The organism is Shewanella phaeophyticola, assembly GCF_025398315.1.
Lineage (GTDB): Bacteria > Pseudomonadota > Gammaproteobacteria > Enterobacterales > Shewanellaceae > Shewanella > Shewanella phaeophyticola.
Genome location: NZ_JAODOQ010000001.1, coordinates 2,182,263 through 2,199,589, shown reverse-complemented (window position 1 = coordinate 2,199,589; position 17,327 = coordinate 2,182,263). Strand labels below are relative to the sequence as shown.

General features: G+C 41.9%; 13 protein-coding genes and 3 pseudogenes. 3 read left to right on the top strand and 13 right to left on the bottom strand.

Annotated features, from left to right (window positions below; genetic code table 11):
• Window positions 1-767: pseudogene (locus N4T56_RS10220) on the bottom strand (DUF1538 domain-containing protein).
• A gap of 40 nt (window positions 768-807) precedes the next feature.
• Window positions 808-1,545 (bottom strand): DUF1538 domain-containing protein, encoded by a 738-nt coding sequence (locus N4T56_RS10215; protein WP_261733148.1) that lies wholly within the window; start codon window positions 1,543-1,545, stop codon window positions 808-810.
• Window positions 1,546-1,760: 215 nt separating this feature from the next.
• Between N4T56_RS10215 and N4T56_RS10210 the strand changes: the two genes are divergently transcribed.
• Window positions 1,761-2,873, top strand: a complete 1,113-nt coding sequence (locus N4T56_RS10210; RefSeq protein WP_261733147.1) for an energy transducer TonB — start codon at window positions 1,761-1,763, stop codon at window positions 2,871-2,873.
• Between the two features lie 25 nt (window positions 2,874-2,898).
• Here the strand turns inward: N4T56_RS10210 and N4T56_RS10205 are convergent, their stop codons facing one another.
• The 5 genes from N4T56_RS10205 to N4T56_RS10185 form a co-directional block, all read right to left on the bottom strand.
• Window positions 2,899-3,243 (bottom strand): hypothetical protein, encoded by a 345-nt coding sequence (locus N4T56_RS10205; RefSeq protein WP_261733146.1) that lies wholly within the window; start codon window positions 3,241-3,243, stop codon window positions 2,899-2,901.
• A 334-nt stretch (window positions 3,244-3,577) separates the two neighbouring features.
• The gene (locus tag N4T56_RS10200) at window positions 3,578-3,964 is read right to left on the bottom strand and encodes a CBS domain-containing protein (protein ID WP_261734794.1); all 387 of its coding nucleotides are present in this window, start codon (window positions 3,962-3,964) and stop codon (window positions 3,578-3,580) included.
• A gap of 189 nt (window positions 3,965-4,153) precedes the next feature.
• The gene (locus tag N4T56_RS10195; protein ID WP_261733145.1) at window positions 4,154-5,893 is read right to left on the bottom strand and encodes a lysophospholipid acyltransferase family protein; all 1,740 of its coding nucleotides are present in this window, start codon (window positions 5,891-5,893) and stop codon (window positions 4,154-4,156) included.
• 13 nt (window positions 5,894-5,906) lie between these two features.
• Window positions 5,907-6,806, bottom strand: coding sequence for a UDP-2,3-diacylglucosamine diphosphatase (locus N4T56_RS10190; RefSeq protein WP_261733144.1), 900 nt, complete (start codon window positions 6,804-6,806; stop codon window positions 5,907-5,909).
• Window positions 6,807-7,026: 220 nt separating this feature from the next.
• Window positions 7,027-8,058, bottom strand: a complete 1,032-nt coding sequence (locus tag N4T56_RS10185; protein ID WP_261733143.1) for a Glu/Leu/Phe/Val dehydrogenase dimerization domain-containing protein — start codon at window positions 8,056-8,058, stop codon at window positions 7,027-7,029.
• A gap of 280 nt (window positions 8,059-8,338) precedes the next feature.
• On the opposite strand from N4T56_RS10185, the gene N4T56_RS10180 reads away from it, so the two are divergent.
• Window positions 8,339-8,779, top strand: a complete 441-nt coding sequence (locus N4T56_RS10180) for a DUF4826 family protein (protein WP_261733142.1) — start codon at window positions 8,339-8,341, stop codon at window positions 8,777-8,779.
• A gap of 58 nt (window positions 8,780-8,837) precedes the next feature.
• On the opposite strand, the pseudogene N4T56_RS10175 reads toward N4T56_RS10180, so the two are convergent.
• The 6 genes and pseudogenes from N4T56_RS10175 to N4T56_RS10150 form a co-directional block, all read right to left on the bottom strand.
• A pseudogene (locus N4T56_RS10175) lies at window positions 8,838-9,980 on the bottom strand (ribosomal protein uL16 3-hydroxylase).
• A gap of 83 nt (window positions 9,981-10,063) precedes the next feature.
• Window positions 10,064-11,434, bottom strand: coding sequence for an adenylosuccinate lyase (gene purB / locus N4T56_RS10170; RefSeq protein ID WP_261733141.1), 1,371 nt, complete (start codon window positions 11,432-11,434; stop codon window positions 10,064-10,066).
• A 39-nt stretch (window positions 11,435-11,473) separates the two neighbouring features.
• Window positions 11,474-12,106 (bottom strand): high frequency lysogenization protein HflD, encoded by a 633-nt coding sequence (gene hflD, locus N4T56_RS10165; protein WP_261733140.1) that lies wholly within the window; start codon window positions 12,104-12,106, stop codon window positions 11,474-11,476.
• Between the two features lie 3 nt (window positions 12,107-12,109).
• Window positions 12,110-13,228 carry a tRNA 2-thiouridine(34) synthase MnmA gene (mnmA, locus tag N4T56_RS10160; RefSeq protein WP_261733139.1) on the bottom strand — a complete coding sequence of 373 codons (1,119 nt, stop codon included), beginning with the start codon at window positions 13,226-13,228 and terminating at the stop codon, window positions 12,110-12,112.
• A 227-nt stretch (window positions 13,229-13,455) separates the two neighbouring features.
• Complete coding sequence (locus tag N4T56_RS10155) at window positions 13,456-13,989, bottom strand: NUDIX hydrolase (RefSeq protein WP_261733138.1); 534 nt, start codon at window positions 13,987-13,989, stop codon at window positions 13,456-13,458.
• A 44-nt stretch (window positions 13,990-14,033) separates the two neighbouring features.
• Window positions 14,034-14,711, bottom strand: a complete 678-nt coding sequence (locus N4T56_RS10150; protein ID WP_261733137.1) for an rRNA large subunit pseudouridine synthase E — start codon at window positions 14,709-14,711, stop codon at window positions 14,034-14,036.
• A 378-nt stretch (window positions 14,712-15,089) separates the two neighbouring features.
• On the opposite strand from N4T56_RS10150, the pseudogene N4T56_RS10145 reads away from it, so the two are divergent.
• Window positions 15,090-17,312: pseudogene (locus tag N4T56_RS10145) on the top strand (NADP-dependent isocitrate dehydrogenase).
• Window positions 17,313-17,327: the final 15 nt, after the last annotated feature.

Sequence of the window (17,327 nt, the reverse complement as noted above, 5' to 3'; positions counted from 1 at the left end):
TTACTCCTTAATCGCTTTACGTTTAGATAAATAGTCAACGACCTGGGCATAACCCATTACGGTGATCATCGGAAATAAACTGGCAAAGGCGATTAAACCAAAGCCGTCAATGAGTGGATTACGGCCTTCAACGTTGGTGGCAAGCCCAAGGCCAATGCCGCAACCAAAGGCACGGTTACGGTTGATGTGGTCACGCCACCTGAGTCATATGCCAAAGGTATAATCATTTTAGGCGCATAAAAGGTTTGGATAACCACGATGACGTAACCTGCCATAATGTAGTAATGAATGGGATCGCCAACCACAATACGAAAACAACCTAAGGTAATCCCAATTGCCACACCAAATGCGACCGAAATACGTAAACCTTGAATGCCAATGGTGCCAGCAGACACTTGATTGGCTTTAATTGCAACGGCAATCAGCGACGGCTCGGCAATGGTGGTACTAAAACCAATTGCGGCTGCAAATACATAAACCCAAAAATAATCTTGCCAGATGAAAGGCGCCTTACTGCCATTTGGGTGTAAAAACTCGCTGGTGGTTAATTGGTTTGCCATGCTTTCGCCTATGGGGAACAGTGCGAGCTGTAAACCGACTAAGAAAAAGGTTAATCCTATAATCACATACACAAATCCAAGCAGCACTCTGCGCCACTGGTTTACAGGGCGTTTAAGCACCCCAAGCTGAAAGCCAAATAAAATCACCGCGATGGGGATAACATCACGAGCGGTCAGTAATAAAGTGCCGATCAGTTCATTAAACAAGCGCACTCCTCGTAGTGTGTCGTTGTGCTACTGTGCTTATTCAATTTAAAAACACCATGCCGTAAATCAATACAAAAATCATTGGGCTGAGGCTGGCAAAAGCTATCAATCCAAAACCATCTAACATCGGGTTTCTGCCTTTAATCACACTGGCAAGACCAACACCTAATGCCGTCACTAAGGGCACGGTAATGGTTGATGTGGTGACGCCACCGGAGTCGTAGGCAATACCAATGATATTGGCCGGGGCAAAACTGGTGAGGATCATCACTATTATGTAGCCACCAATAATTAAGTAATGAATCGGCCAACCTTTAAGAATACGCACAACCCCAAGCAAAATGGCCAGACCCACCGAAATGGCCACTGTAATTCGCAGTCCCATCGCGTAAGTGCTCATGGCCTGCTCATTGGCCTCAATCGCCCTAGCATTAGCGGCAACTTGTGCCGCTTCGTTAGCCACAGCTGTTAGTGCTGGTTCCGCCAATGTGGTACCAAACCCCAATGAAAATGAGAAAATCACTAACCAAAAAACACTGCCTTTACGTGCTAGTGCTTCTGCTAATGATTCACCTATGGGGAATAACCCCATTTCTAAACCAAACACAAAAAATGTTAATCCCAAAACAATAAAGACTAAACCAATAAGGATAGAACCCAGCTCTGCAGGCGCTTGATGAAGGACAAATATTTCAAAAAAACTAACAACGAGAATAATAGGAATAAGATCTTTGAAACTGGCTAACATGGCTTGCATCAATTTAGCAATGGCTGACATTGAGTCTCCTTGTTAAACCGTTATTAAGGAATACAAATTTTGGTGTTTGAAGCACCTTTACTTCAGTTTGGCGTACGTTGGATATTTGGCAACAAATTGATTACAATAATCTTTGGTAACGAGATCTCAGTCATAAAACGGCATTGTTCTAGAGCGATCTGTTTAGCTATTAAGTGATTTGAGTATAGGGAAGACACAAAAAGGAATTGATACCCATGCATATATTTTTACGTTTATCGGTAGTGAGTGTTTTTGTCAGTCAGATGGCTAATGCTGTACCAACAGATACCGATACGGCGGGATTCTCACTCGCATACCAAGATTACAACCAGGCTGTTCAAGCCAATAACCAAGCAGACATTATCACCTATGCTAGGCAAGCTTATGAACTTGGCGCGGTAAAATTTGGTGTCGATAGTATTGATAGCGCAAAGTTAGCTATGAATTGGGCTAATGCTATTGTTGAGCAGTCTAAGCAGAATAATAAAGGTCGAGTTGTTCAAGATGAATCTGTGATTAAAGCACAACAATTATTTGAGTCTGCTCTAACAGTGTATCGTCAAAAATTACCTGAAAACGATATTGCCTTTGTTGATCCACTTGTGGGGTTAGCACAAACGACAGCTGATGATGCCTATGCCAAAAAAGTGTTGTTTGAGGCGATTGAAATTGCGCAAGAAGCGGATAATGAATTCACTATAGCTGAAGTGAAAACCTTGGCTTTTTATCGCCTAACGGGTACGGACTTTTATACCCGAGCCGTTAGACGTTTCGCTTTTGATGCTTATGATATTTATGTCAACAAGCTACCTGATAACGCGATAAAACGTGTTAATGCAACATACCTTTATGGGGTATTAAATGAGGCGATGGGTAAGCACACTAAAGCCGTTGATGCGCTAGTTGAGGTGATAAAACAATATCAGGCATTGCCCTACAGTCATCCGCATGAACTACGTGCTCATGCTTTGCTTGTTGATATTTATCAAAAACGAGGCCAAGATGATCAAGCTACTGAGCATTGTATTGCCATTGGTAAAATGACGCCTTGGAACGAGCAACAAGAGCAAACGCCTTTATTTAGAACACCACCTAATTACCCTAAGTCTTATGCAAAGCGGGGTAAAAGTGGTTGGGTCAAATTACAATTTACCGTAGATGAGCAAGGTTTTGTGCAATCACCACAAGTGCTAGACTCTAAAGGTGGCAGTCAATTTGAGAAAGAATCAGTGGAGGCGCTGACCCAATGGCGTTATGCACCTAAGTTTGTGGATGGTAAGCCGACCAAAGGTACTTCAACAGTGCGTTTAGACTTTACCCTAGGTTAATAAAGAGGTTAATGAGTCGTGTGAATTAGCTTAAAAAATACATACTCAATATGCCTACACACACAATCACAAAGCCAGTTTCAATGATGAACTGGCTTTTTTGTAGCTGCTTTTTTCCTTGCTTTAAAATGGTTACCAGTTGATTTTGCTTGTATATACGGCAAGACACTAATGAGGTTTGCGGATCGGTGATGAGTTGAAAACGGCACTTTTTACCGTTATCGAGCAACACATCATGCATGCTCTGTAAGCCAAAGTTAAATTTGCGCGACACGACCTTGCCATTAATATACACCCGTTCTAGGCCACACCAATTGCTTGCTTGTAACTCAATATTGTCTTGATTGAGTAGGTAAGAAAATTTAATCATAATGTTTATCCTTCCATATGATAACTACGCAATTTACCGATACAAACGCTGTGAGATTAAGTCATTATTCAGTTGGCTTTTATTTCCTTATTAACATTAATAAAAGCAGAGCCGTGTGACATTTTCCAGCACACAAATATGAACAATTTAAGAAATTAACCTATGTTATTGCTGGCTATAGCAATATTTATTTTTATATTGTTAGTTGCAAAATAGAAGATATTGGGTAAAGCAGAGGTTATGGCTAAGGTGCTGGCAAGCACCACACTCATTCGTCTAACATTTGCTTATGTTAGTGCTGAATAAGTGTGTAATCTTATTAGTTCGGCTTGAGTTAAGTGCTGTAATACGCCTTGAGTAAATCTTTCCAGGTAATAATACCGACAATATTGTTATTTTCTAATACAGGAAGGCAGCCAATGTTATTGTCTAAAATGAGCTGAGTCGCGAGGTTGATATCACAATGGGGGGCAATCGTTAAAGGGTTGTGGCTCATTACTTGATGAACTCGTTTTTGTAAGGTTTCAGTATCACGAATGAGTTCTGCTGCGGTACCAATATTGGGGCTTAACGCACTTAAAAAGTCTCGATGCGATAAAATACCTGTCAAGTGATTGTCTTCATCGATAACCAGTAAGTGGTGAAAGCTGACATTATCGAAAATTTCTTTAGCCAATGACAAGCGATCATCCATTTCGATTGTCACAACGCGAGTGATCATGATATCGGCCACGCTGATGTGTCGATGCGGTGATAGCGCTGTTGTGTCACTTGTTGTCTGATCCGTTGTATCTGTCGATATTGTCATAGGTGATTCTCCACTCATTTATCTTTTTATATCAGATAAATAATAGCGCAACAATCATTTAACGATTTATAACCGCAGCGAAACAATCCATTTAATTCATGTTTAAGAGGCAATTTGGTCTTGTGGTAAATGGCCTGCTAGGTATTTTTGATATTTAATGGGTTTAAGTTGGTGAATATCTACCAAGACTAAACCATCAATGCAATCACCAAATTCAGGGTCGATACCAAAGTCTAAAAATTTAACGCCTTGGTTGTCGCACAATTCACCATATTGTTTAAATAACGTCGGTACTGATACAGCCATATTTGCTAATGTCCGTTTAAGTATTTTAAAGTTTTCAGCGTAGTCGCTGCCGTTAAACAGGAGTTGTAATTGGGCTATTTTTTCAGGTGTAAATTGATATGAATTAAATGAGCTAGCTAATACTTTTTCGGTTGCAAAGTGATGCTGGTAGAAAAACACTATCATTTCCTTTGCTTGTAACGGCATGCTGTCACTTAACGATACTGGGTAAAATAAATAGCGATATTGGGGGTGCTTTACTAAAAACGCACCAATGCCTTGCCAAAGGTATTCTAGGCTTCTGCGGCCCCAATATTTAGGTTGTACAAAACTGCGGCCAAGTTCTAATCCTTGGTCAAAATAAGGGGCAAAGGCGTCTTTGTAATCAAATAACGATTGGCTGTAGAGTAAGTTTTCGCCAACATTTTCATGTGACGCCTTAGCGCTGGCAAAGCGGTATGCACCGACGATTTCTAAATCATCTTTGTCCCATAATACTAGGTGTAAATAATGGTTGTCGTATTTGTCGGTGTCGCGCCGTTTGCCTGTACCTTCGCCTACAGCACGAAAAGCAATTTCTCTTAGTCGACCGATTTCACGCATGATAGCGCTACTGTGTTGATGCTTGTACAGGTAGATTTGTTTGTTGTCTTGGGTTTGCCCGAGTAATTCGCATTGTGTTAACGCACTTTGCAGCTCGCTGCGTTTCTCCGGGTGAGCAATGGCATTTTGGGTTGTAAATAACGGGCTCCGATTTTTGCCTATTCGGTATAAATGGTTTTTAAGCAGTTTTACTTTTGTTTTTAAGGGAAAGTCCTGGGTGTTAACCACTTCTTTGGCTATCAACTGCCCAATACGAATTGGCATGACTTGGTTGACTTGCTTAAACATTTCTTTGACTAACAATAAAGTTGCTAACGGTTTATAAAGCATTGAAGCGCCATAAAACGTCGGCGAATTTTTTGCGTCTACAAAAATAGGTAATAGGGGCGCATTACAGGCACGAGCCATTTTTAAAAAGCCACTGTGCCAATGTAAATCGGTGACACCAGAGGGTCGTAAACGTGACACTTCGCCTGACGGAAATATCAGTACAGCACCTTCACTTTTTAAATGCCGATGTATTTCATCTAGATGTTGCTTGGGTGTGCCGCCGGTCATATTACGCACAGGTAATAGGATGGAATGTAGCGGTTTAATGGCCATTAATAATTCATTGGCGACCACTTTAATGTCAGGGCGAACCTGGCTAATGAGTTTGATTAACGTTAAAGCATCGAGTGAGCCTATTGGGTGATTAGCGTATATCACCACTCGGCCTTCGTGTGGGATATTCTCAACTTCGTTATTAGGCACACTGTAAGTAAAGTTTAAACAGGCAAGAATTTGTTCAACAAAGTCCACTCCAGATAAATGTGCGTGTTCATTGGCAATGTCATTACATTGTTTTTCGTGGAGTAAATAACGCAACATCGCCTTGGTTGGTGTGGCTAACCAGGGTTTGCTGTGTACATTTGGTAGGTTTTTCTCCACCACATTATCAACAGTAAATATCATGACCTTATCCTTTTTATGCAACGTGCTGTTTTTGAGGTGTGATTTTGTTGTCATCTTGACGAGCAAGTTGAATATTTCTGACAGTTTCAGCTTGTAGAGTTTGCTCATCCCATTTCAGCAGCTGTACATCGCCTTCAAGGGTTTCTGCAATCAAGGTGCAGTTTTCAACCCAGTCGCCATCATTGGCATAGATAAGGTGATGTTGGTTAAGGGTGTGCTGCGACAATTCTGGCTGGTGGATATGGCCGCAAATGACCATGTCGACCTGTTTTTTGACGGCGTAACGCAATACGGCATTTCGGTATTGATTAATGGCTTGCTGGGCTTTGTTGACCCTAAGTTTGATGTAACTGGCCAACGACCAATAGGGATAGCCCATGCTGCTTCTTACTGCATGCAATTGTCGGTTTAACCACAGCAGGACATCGTATAAATGATCGCCTAATTTGGCATAAGCACGACTAACACACACTTGCGAGTCAAATTGATCGCCATGAAGCATTAAAAAGCGTTTGCCATTAATCGATTCATGTATGTGCTGTTTAGCTAATGTTACGCCTCTGAAGTGACTGTCAGCATAGGCTTTAAATGCTTCATCATGATTACCTGGTATGTAAATCACTTGCGTACCGCTGGCTGCCAGCTCAAGTATCTTTTTGATGACCTTGTCGTGACTGTCTGGCCAGTAGACTCTTTTTTTAAGTGCCCATACATCGACAATATCGCCAACAAGGTATAAATAGTCACATTGGCTATGATTTAAAAAGTGGAGTAAAAATTCAGCCTTACAGTCGATACTGCCAAGGTGAACATCTGATAACCACATTGCATGAAAATGTTGAATTTTCGTTTTGTGGGTTAAATGCGATAAAGGCTGGCGTTGCTGATTACGTTTTTTACTCTGTGAAATCATCTGTCATTTACCCTAATACACAGATTGAGTCAGTGTTAATTTAGAGTAGGGTAGTTATTTGACGATTAAGTGAACGATTTATTGCAGCTTGATTAAGCTTGATCTTAACGTTGCGCTTAGCATAAGTGGTATAAGTGCTTTAGCGTTGTGAGAGTTGAATTATTTTGGGCAATAAAAAAGGGAAATACTTTGGTATTTCCCTTGCATTAATTAATCCTGTTTATCTTGCCGCATCAATAATGGCTTTGGCCATTTCGTCTGCGACCGAGCCTGTGGTGCGATTTTCTGTATCTGCACGGCTAAAGATGGTTAACAAGGTATGGTAGATTTGTTCTACTTTTGCTTTAGAGGCAGCAGCGTCATAGTTTTTCTCAAATGACACATTAATAATACCGCCGGCGTTAATCACATAGTCTGGTGCATATAAAATGCCCATTTGCTTAAGTTTTTCGCCGTGACGCACTTCTGCTAACTGGTTATTGGCACAACCGGCAACGATAGTGGCTTTTAACAGTGGCAGTGTGGTGTCATTGATTGTAGCGCCCAATGCACAAGGTGCATATACATCGACATCTTGAGTATAGATGTCTTGTGGGGCAACGACAGTAGCACCAAATTCAGCGGAAACGCGTTCAAGTGATGATTGGTGAATGTCGGTGACAATCAGTTCAGCGCCTTCTTCATGTAAATGTTTACATAGGTAATAACCGACGTGCCCAACGCCCTGTACCGAGACTTTAATCCCTTTTAGGCTGTCTACACCGCGTTGATGTTTAACGGCTGCTTTAATGCCTAAATAAGTGCCTAACGCGGTTAATGGCGATGGGTCGCCTGATTTGCCTTCCATGCCGGCAACAAACTCTGTTTCGCGGCTGGCAATCATGATGTCGGATGTTGATACGCCAACATCTTCTGCTGAATAGTATTTACCACCTAAGCTATTCACAAAGCGGCCAAAAGCTAAAAATAAGGCTTCGCGGTCGGTTGTTTTTGGGTCGGCAATAATCACGGCTTTACCGCCACCCATGCTTAGGCCTGCTAGTGCATTTTTATATGTCATGCCACGCGAGAGACGCAATACATCTGTTAACGCTTCATCATCCGATTGATAGTTCCACATACGACACCCGCCAACAGCTGGCTCAAGGTTAGTGTTGTGGACTGCGATAATGGCTTTTAAACCACTTTGCTTGTCATGACAAAATACCACTTGTTCGTGTTCATCGAACGAAACATGATTAAATACTGTCACGTGTAATCTCCGCTTGCTGTGTGTAAAAAGTAAAGTAACGTACCTAGGGAATAGAGTCTATTAGGTACAAACGACTGCTTGTTAAATTTATTGCAGCACGATAGCATTTAGCGCTACTCTCAACAAAGCATGATTTAGTTATTTTTGTGATTGATGTGGAAATTTAGCTTGCCACTTTACGTAAACGTAAAGTAACTTATGTTGCATCATTGTTTTTGAGATTGAATTTTAGGTTAATTATTGTTCTAACCTGAAAAATAACAATAAGATAGGAAGTATTATGACTGAAGAAGTTGCAGAGAATGTCACTGAGTCAACAGTAGACCAAGAAGCATTAAGACAAGAGTGGGTGCGTACTCAGTTTCAAAAAGCCAATCGCTTTTTAGCAGAGAAAGGTGTAATCCCAAGTAACGTACTGGCCAGTGAAAGTCGCTATCTTGCGCCTTATTTAGCCATTTGGAAAATGGAATCTAAGCAGCCTAAAAAACAAACCTTTTGGGTCATGTCGGGTGATTTACCATCAGATTATGTAGACGTTAAAGTGGCGGCAACTGCGCGTGATGCTATTCGTCATTTCTCATTGATGTGGCAGCTTAAAGCTGAAAACCTCCATCAATCTGGCGCCACACGTGATGAGACACAACGAAAATTTGCTCAATTATTGGTTTCTCGTGCTGAAAGCCTGCACAGAATGCATCAAGATGAAAAACTTTGGGGTTAATATTCCAAACATATAAAAAAGGCACCTCATTTTAGGTGCCTTTTACTTTATCCAAGCTTTAGCATTCGTCTTCGGCTAGGTAGTAAAAGCCTTGATTAATCAGCTGGGTTAATAGTTCAAGTAACGCTGTATTTTCAACTAGCTCGCCAGCTTGCTCAGGCATAATGCTAACGTTATTGGCTAAAAACATTAATTCGGTTTCGCTAGTCTCTGCTAAAGAAAACTCTTCGCCATTAATAAATAACCGCGCTTGGTTGTCTTGCTCAAGACGTAATACCTTTAACCCCCCAATGCGCTGAATAATTGCACCTTGTTCTATGGCATCTATTAAGTCATCGCTGCTTAATGGCTCTTCGCCTTCACATATATCGAGTTCAAAACGATTTTGGCTCAATAATTTGCCTAGCATGGTTTGGTATGCTTGGGGATCCTGAGCAAGTTGTACCAATAAATCCATAATGCCTTGTTGATGCGTTTGGCTGATTACGCCTGGCGCGGTTGGCTCATCGGTGGATGTAAAGCGTTTGTGGCACTCTGGTTACTGTCGATAAGGCTATCGGCGAGCTGTGTAAGCAATTCTTGTTGGCTCGGAGCTCTAAAACCAATTGAATATGACATGGCTAAGGTCATTGTTTCGCCGCAATGCGGGTATCCGGGCGGAATATATAACACATCGCCCTTTTGCAATACCACATCAATAATTGGCTCAAAATCGTCAACTAAGGGTGAGTTTTCATTGCCACCACGGCGTTTATGTTGGCCTTTGTCACCCACTTTCCAGCGACGCTCGCCTTCACCTTGAATAATAAACACGTCATAGTTGTCGATGTGTGGTCCATACGCCGCCGCCTGGCGTGGCAAATGACACCATTAAGTCATCAAAGCGCCAGTCGGGCAAAAAACGGAACGCTTCAACTAAGGGTTGAGATGCTGGATACCAATGGTTAACGGCCTGCACTAACAATTGCCAGTTGTCTTCGCCAAATTGGTCGTAATCTTCAAATGAGCCTTGTATAACATCCCAATCATCACCTTTTGTGACCACTACGCGAGATGAAATTTCTTCTTCGCAGGCGAGGCCTGCAAGTTCGTCTGCAGCAATGGGGTCTTCAAAATCAACAAATGCCTGTTTGATTACAAGGGGGTTCTGCTGCCAATGCTGTTTAATAAAGGCTTGGGTATCAATATTTAATCTGTACATCATTGACCTCAGGTGGAGAGTGGTAAATCCAATAAAAAAGCGGCCACAGATGCGACCGCTAATGTTATGTTAATTGAGAAAAATTACTTTAGCTCGTCAACAAAGGCTTCTGCACGGCCGATGTAATTTGCTGGGGTCATTTTTTTCAGTTCAACTTTCACCTCGGCTGGTAATTCAAGGCCATCGATAAATACAGCAAGTTGCTGCGCATCGATACGCTTACCACGGGTGAGCTCTTTCAGTTTTTCATATGGTTTTTCGATGCCGTAACGACGCATCACGGTTTGTACAGGCTCTGCCAATACTTCCCAGTTTTTATCTAGCTCAGCAAGCAGTTGTGCTTCATTGACTTCTAATTTGCTAATGCCTTTTAGTGTGGCTTGATAAGCAATAAGCGAGTGCGCCATACCAACACCAAGGTTACGCAACACGGTTGAGTCAGTTAAGTCACGTTGCCATCTTGAAACCGGTAATTTAGCTGCTAAATGTTGCATTAATGCATTTGCAATACCTAGGTTACCTTCAGAGTTTTCAAAGTCGATTGGGTTTACTTTATGCGGCATGGTTGATGAACCAATTTCGCCGGCAATGGTGCGTTGTTTAAAGTGACCTAATGCAATGTAACCCCAAATATCACGATCAAAATCGATAAGGATAGTATTGAAACGCGCAATAGCATCGAATAATTCGGCAATGTAATCATGCGGCTCAATTTGCGTGGTGTAGGCGTTCCAGTTAATGCCAAGACTGGTGACAAAACGCTGTGACAGCTCATGCCAGTTTACTTCTGGGTAGGCAGAGATATGGGCGTTATAGTTACCCACAGCACCGTTAATTTTTCCCATAATCTCAACAGCATTAATTTGGTTTAATTGACGCTCAAGACGAACGGCAACGTTGGCCATTTCTTTGCCTAACGTAGAGGGTGATGCAGGCTGGCCATGGGTGCGTGACATTAAGGGCACGCTTTTGTTGTCATGGGCAAGCTTTTTAATGGCATCAATAATTTGCTGACATTGCGGCACTAATACTAACTCACGCGCTTCTTTTAACATTAAGCCGTGCGATAAGTTGTTAATGTCTTCAGAGGTACAGGCAAAGTGTACAAATTCGTCAATGGAGACAAGCTCGGCATTGTCGGCAATTTTTTCTTTAATGAAGTATTCAACCGCTTTTACATCGTGATTAGTGGTGCTTTCGATGGTTTTAACGCGCAGTGCATCTTGCTCGCTAAAGTTATCTTTAATGCTGTCTAATAACGCGAGGGCGGTTTCGCTAAATGGGGGAACTTCTTCAATCTCTGGGCAGCTAGATAAGAGCTTTAACCAGTTGATTTCAACTTGAACACGGTACTTAGTAAGACCGAACTCGCTGAAAATCCCTCTTAATGAGGCGGTTTTACTACCATAACGACCGTCTACCGGAGAGATAGCAGTTAGTGCGGAAAGATCCATTTGAAGCTCCTTGATGAACTTTGTTGTAGGGTGAATCGATTAATTGTTATTTTGGCTTTTTTTAGCGGTATCAAATATCGCTTTTCGGGCAAACACTAAATGGCGACGTTTGCCACCTAATTGGCGCCACAATACTGCACTGCGCATGGCGGCAAGCAGAAGGGCACGAATTTTATGTTGTACGATGGGTTGCTTTAAGCATCCTGGGTTGCCAGATATTTGCAATTTATGCCCCAGTTCACTAATGACATCACTATAAATACTGGCAAAGTTAGCAATAACTTGTTCGTCGGTGATCGCAAAGTGGTTCAATTGGCGATGGATTTGATTGATACGCTCAGCAAGCATGCCTAAGCCGTTTGCTGAACGAGCGAGTTTGCGCTCCAGTGCTAATACCCCGACTAAGTAACGGGTGGTTTCGACATCTTTATTACTGCCATCGCCCAGTTGGTTTTGTATTAACTGATAGCCTTTGTTTAAGATGCTTTTGTCTTGATACACATCGGCAGTGGCTTCTGGCTCGGTGACTAAGATGGTATTTAATGTTGCTGCCAAGGCTTCTTTATCGCTTTCGCCATGGCGCGCTAAATATTGCACCTGACCAATGGCCTGTAAAATACCTGCAAAGGCCATTGTGCGTTCAAATAATAAGCTCTGTTGAGTTTGACTCACGATTTATCCTCGAACTAATGTATCGATAATGCCGCCGCCTAAACAAATTTCACCATCATAAAACACCGCTGACTGGCCTGGCGTAACGGCGGCAACCGGTTCATCAAATGTCACGGTAATATTGTCTGGATCGGTATAAACTATCGTACAGGCCACATCGCGTTGGCGGTAACGGGTTTTTACTGTGATTTCGCTGTTATTGGCAGGGCCTTTACGGTCAACCCAATGCATTTGATTAACGGTCATGCCATGTGACATAAGGCGTGGATGATTAGCGCCTTGTGCCACCACGAGTACATTACGAATTAAATCTTTTTCGACCACGTACCATGGATCTTCGCTGCTGTTTTTTAAGCCGCCAATCCCTAAGCCTTTACGTTGGCCAAGAGTGTGATACATCAACCCTTGATGAGTACCAATGACTTCGCCTTCAGCTGTTTCAATGTCGCCGGGCTGTGCGGGTAAATAAGTGGCAAGAAAGTCAGTGAATTTACGCTCGCCAATAAAACAAATGCCGGTGCTGTCTTTTTTATCGTGAGTGATTAACCCCATTTTTTTGGCAATCTCACGCACTTCATGTTTTTCAAGCTCGCCTACAGGAAATAAACTGCGTGCTACTTGTTCATGGCTTAAGGTATATAAGAAGTAGCTTTGATCTTTATTGCCATCAACACCACGAAGCATTTCAACACTGCCATCGCTATTGTCACGACGACGAACATAACTTACCATGGCGATATAGTCTGCGTCTAAAATCTCATCAGCAAATTCTAAAAAAGCTTTGAATTTAATTTCTTTGTTGCACATGATGTCAGGATTAGGCGTACTACCCGCTTTGTATTCAGCTAAAAAGTACTCGAACACGTTGTCCCAGTATTCTGCAGCAAAGTTGACGGTATGCATTTTAATACCCAGCTTGTCACATACCGCTTGTGCATCTTTTAAATCATCCGCAGCAGCGCAATATTCGTCGGTATCGTCTTCTTCCCAGTTCTTCATAAATAGACCTTCAACCTCGTAACCTTGCTGGATAAGCAAATAGGCCGAAACAGAAGAATCTACACCGCCGGACATGCCGACAATGACTTTTTTACCATGAGAAGTTGGGGTGATTGATGTCATAAATCCTAAAAACCATTGAATAAAGAGAGTATGTATATGGTGGTGTCTGTTAACGGTTTCAAGGTAATGATTAAAATTGACTGAGCTTGAAAGCCGTTAAACAAGGTCAAAAATAAAGTAAACTTTATCTTATCGTGTAAACATTGCATTTGTGCGGCGCATATTCTACCACGCATTCTAGCGCTGGGCTATCTTGAAGTAATCGTCAATATAGGGCTAAAACTGAGCTAACGGGTGTGTAAATAATCCGCATTAAGTAAGGATAATGGTAAATGGTGCGGACAAGGTTTTGCATTTGTTTTTTGCGTCAAGTCTCTGGTCGCTGGCGGCGATTGGTCTAATAAACCAGCTTGTTGTATGTAGTCATCAATACTTTTGAGCACGAGTGGGCTGCGTAATTGATCGCCTAACTCACTAATTTGTTCGCGAGATAACCAATGGGTACGGATAATCGCACTATCGAGTGGCGTTCCTTCAACCGGTTGGTCAAGGGTAATGCAAAAGGTGTAACGTACAAATGCGAGTTCATCACTGGCACTAAATTGATAAATCCCCACAATGGCTTGTGGTATTATTGCCAGTCCAGTTTCTTCTACCACTTCACGAGCACAAGCATCAATCAGTGACTCATTGGCTTCTAAATGTCCTGCGGGCTGATTAAATTTAACCAAGCCATCAATCATTTCTTCAACCAGTAAAAACTTACCTTGGCTGTACACAACACAGGCGACAGTGGTATTGGGTTTATAACGTTGAGTCATTTATTTAATCCCTTATGTGTGTATCGTCAGTATTGTTTATACCGTTAGCGTTGGCTGATTTGTTTGTACTGACCATTTTGCAAATCATCTAGACACCATTGACCTATTTTATAACGGATTAATCTTAAGGTTGGGTGGCCTACATGGGCTGTCATTCGTCTAACTTGACGATTACGACCTTCACAGATTTGCACTTCAAGCCAGGTAGTAGGTATTGATTTTCGCTCTCGTACGGGCGGTACACGTGGCCAAATTTGGGGAGAGTCCATTATTTTTACCTTTGCTGGTAGAGTCATGCCATCTTTAAGCTCTACCCCTTCACATAATGCTTTTATTGCGGCTTCTGTTGGCTCACCTTCAACTTGTACCCAATAAGTTTTGAAGGTTTTTTTATTCGGCTGGGTTAACTTAGCTTGCAGTTGACCATCGTTAGTGAGCAGTAATAAGCCTTCGCTGTCTCGGTCTAATCGCCCTGCAGCGTAAACGTCACTAATAGGGATAAAGTCTTTAAGCGTTTGGCGACCTGCCTCATCGGTAAATTGGCAAAGCACATCAAACGGTTTATTGAACAACACGATAATAGGATTTTCGACAGGTGGTTTCACAGGGCTTTTGCGTCGAGTCGCTATGCTCGTATGTTTAGATTTAGGTGTTTGTGGCGAGGGACGACCATTTTTGGCAGCCGTTTTTTTAAATGAACTGAATTTACCTGAGTTTGCCATAAAGGTTTAGATAATATCCTTAATCGTTTAATGGGGTCTGTAATAATAATTAACATCTTTTATGTCAGTTTACTGTGTATTCGCCCTTAGTGGAATTTGAAAATTATCAATAATGATCTATGATGTCCGCCTAAAAATTGTGATCTGTACCTAATTTATCACTGCTTATGGTGTGTTTTTAGCAAAATATACCGTTGCAATGTGGAAAAAATATAATAAAAAATGGGATAGGGGATTTCACATACAGCGTTTACATTGGATGTGAACCCTCGTTGCAAATCAAGGTTCGCTCTCGTGAGTGTTATCCACCAAAGCCCATCAAATGCTTATACAATTTATTCTAATAAGTTATTAATTTACAATAATGTAGGAAATATAATGAAAGATAACACTCCAACGATCATATACACAGAAACTGATGAAGCCCCAGCACTTGCTACTCTGTCTTTATTACCCATTATCCGTAACTTTACTGACGCTGCTGGCGTAAAAGTAGAAACTCGCGATATTTCTTTGTCAGGTCGTGTTATTGCTAACTTCCCTGAAAAATTAACGGCTGAACAGAAAATTGCAGATGCATTAACTGAGTTAGGCGAATTGGCCAATCAGCCAGAAGCTAACATCATTAAGTTGCCTAATATCAGTGCGTCAATTCCACAGTTGAAAGCGTGTATTGCTGAACTGCAAGCCAAAGGTTATGACATCCCTAACTATCCGGATGAACCAAAAACAGATGCTGAAGTTGAAGCGAAATCGCGTTATGACAAAATTAAAGGCAGTGCTGTAAACCCAGTATTACGAGAAGGTAACTCTGACCGCCGCGCGCCAACGTCAGTTAAAAACTATGCTAAGAAAAACCCACATTCAATGGGTAAGTGGGCGAGTGATTCACAGTCTCATGTTGCGCACATGAATGAAGGCGACTTTTACGGTAGCGAACAATCGGTCACTTTACCTGCAGCAGATAAAGTTAATATTGTGTTAACTCAAGCTGATGGCAAAGAAGTAATCCTTAAAAGTGGCCTAGCATTACTTGCTGATGAAGTGATTGACTCATCGGTGATGAGTAAGAAAGCGTTAGTTGAGTTTTACGCTCGTGAAATCGAAGCTGCTAAGTCAGAAGATGTTTTATTATCGCTTCACTTAAAAGCCACCATGATGAAAGTGTCTGATCCCATTTTATTCGGTCACGCTGTTAAGGTGTTTTTTAAAGATGTATTTGACAAGTATGGCGAGCTATTTACTGAACTCGGTGTCGATGTTAATAATGGCTTTGGTGATGTTTACGCTAAAATTAGTACACTTCCTGAAGCAAAACGTAGCGAAATCGAAGCTGATATCGCTGCTGTTTATGCAGCACGTCCAGCCCTAGCAATGGTTGATTCTGACAAAGGTATCACTAACTTACACGTACCAAGTGACATCATCATTGATGCCTCTATGCCAGCGGCTATTCGTTCATCTGGAAAAATGTGGGGCCAGACGGTCAGCTACAAGATACTAAAGCGATGATCCCCGATCGTTGTTACGCTGGTGTTTATCAAGAGACTATCGCGTTTTGTAAAAAACACGGTGCATTTGATCCAACCACAATGGGCAGTGTGCCAAACGTGGGTCTTATGGCTCAAAAAGCTGAAGAATACGGTAGCCACGATAAAACATTTGAAATTGGCGCAGCCGGTACTGTCAATGTGATTAACCAAGCTGGCGATGTATTAATGAGCCACAAGGTTGAAGCAGGCGATATTTACCGTATGTGCCAAGTTAAAGATGCACCTATTCTTGACTGGGTTAAGCTTGCGGTTAGACGTTCACGTTTAAGTAATACTCCAGCTATTTTCTGGTTAGACAGCGCTCGTGCACACGATGCTGAGTTAATCAAAAAAGTGACTAAATACCTCGCAGAAGAAGATACATCAGGCTTAGATATTCAAATCATGTCTCCTGTTGATGCAACGCGTGTTACCTTAGAGCGTATCATTAAAGGCGAAGATACCATTTCTGTTACAGGTAATGTGTTACGTGACTACCTAACCGATTTGTTCCCAATTCTTGAATTGGGCACAAGTGCTAAAATGCTATCAATCGTTCCGTTAATGAATGGCGGCGGATTATTTGAAACAGGCGCGGGTGGTAGTGCACCTAAGCATGTTCAACAGGTAGAAAAAGAAGGCCACTTACGTTGGGATTCTTTAGGTGAGTTTTTAGCACTTGCAGCATCTTTAGAGCACTTAAGCCAAACGGCTAACAACCCTAAAGCACAAGTGCTGGCCGATACTTTAGATGTCGCGATTGGTGAGTTCTTAGACAGTAACAAGTCGCCTTCGCGTCGTGTTGGTGAGTTAGACAACCGTGGTAGCCACTTCTATCTGGGTCTTTACTGGGCTAATGCACTTGTTAACCAAACTGCAGATAAGCAATTAGCTGAACATTTTGCGCCTTTAGCACAATCGTTAGCAGCCAATGAGACAGTTATTTTAGCAGAGCTAAATGGTTCACAAGGCACCAGCTGTTGATTTAGGCGGTTATTACCGTTTAGATGCCGCTAAAGCTGAAAAAGCTATGCGTCCAAGTGCAACATTAAATAAATTTATTGGTTAATTAGCCTTATAAATG

What these genes read in the sequence shown, in the direction of transcription:
- N4T56_RS10215 (WP_261733148.1), bottom strand. Translation starts at nt 1,545, where the DNA reads ATGTCAGCCATTGCTAAATTGATGCAAGCCATGTTAGCCAGTTTCAAA.
- N4T56_RS10210 (WP_261733147.1), top strand. Translation starts at nt 1,761, where the DNA reads ATGCATATATTTTTACGTTTATCGGTAGTGAGTGTTTTTGTCAGTCAG.
- N4T56_RS10205 (WP_261733146.1), bottom strand. Translation starts at nt 3,243, where the DNA reads ATGATTAAATTTTCTTACCTACTCAATCAAGACAATATTGAGTTACAA.
- N4T56_RS10200 (WP_261734794.1), bottom strand. Translation starts at nt 3,964, where the DNA reads ATGATCACTCGCGTTGTGACAATCGAAATGGATGATCGCTTGTCATTG.
- N4T56_RS10195 (WP_261733145.1), bottom strand. Translation starts at nt 5,893, where the DNA reads ATGATATTTACTGTTGATAATGTGGTGGAGAAAAACCTACCAAATGTA.
- N4T56_RS10190 (WP_261733144.1), bottom strand. Translation starts at nt 6,806, where the DNA reads ATGATTTCACAGAGTAAAAAACGTAATCAGCAACGCCAGCCTTTATCG.
- N4T56_RS10180 (WP_261733142.1), top strand. Translation starts at nt 8,339, where the DNA reads ATGACTGAAGAAGTTGCAGAGAATGTCACTGAGTCAACAGTAGACCAA.
- purB (WP_261733141.1), bottom strand. Translation starts at nt 11,434, where the DNA reads ATGGATCTTTCCGCACTAACTGCTATCTCTCCGGTAGACGGTCGTTAT.
- mnmA (WP_261733139.1), bottom strand. Translation starts at nt 13,228, where the DNA reads ATGACATCAATCACCCCAACTTCTCATGGTAAAAAAGTCATTGTCGGC.
- N4T56_RS10155 (WP_261733138.1), bottom strand. Translation starts at nt 13,989, where the DNA reads ATGACTCAACGTTATAAACCCAATACCACTGTCGCCTGTGTTGTGTAC.
- N4T56_RS10150 (WP_261733137.1), bottom strand. Translation starts at nt 14,711, where the DNA reads ATGGCAAACTCAGGTAAATTCAGTTCATTTAAAAAAACGGCTGCCAAA.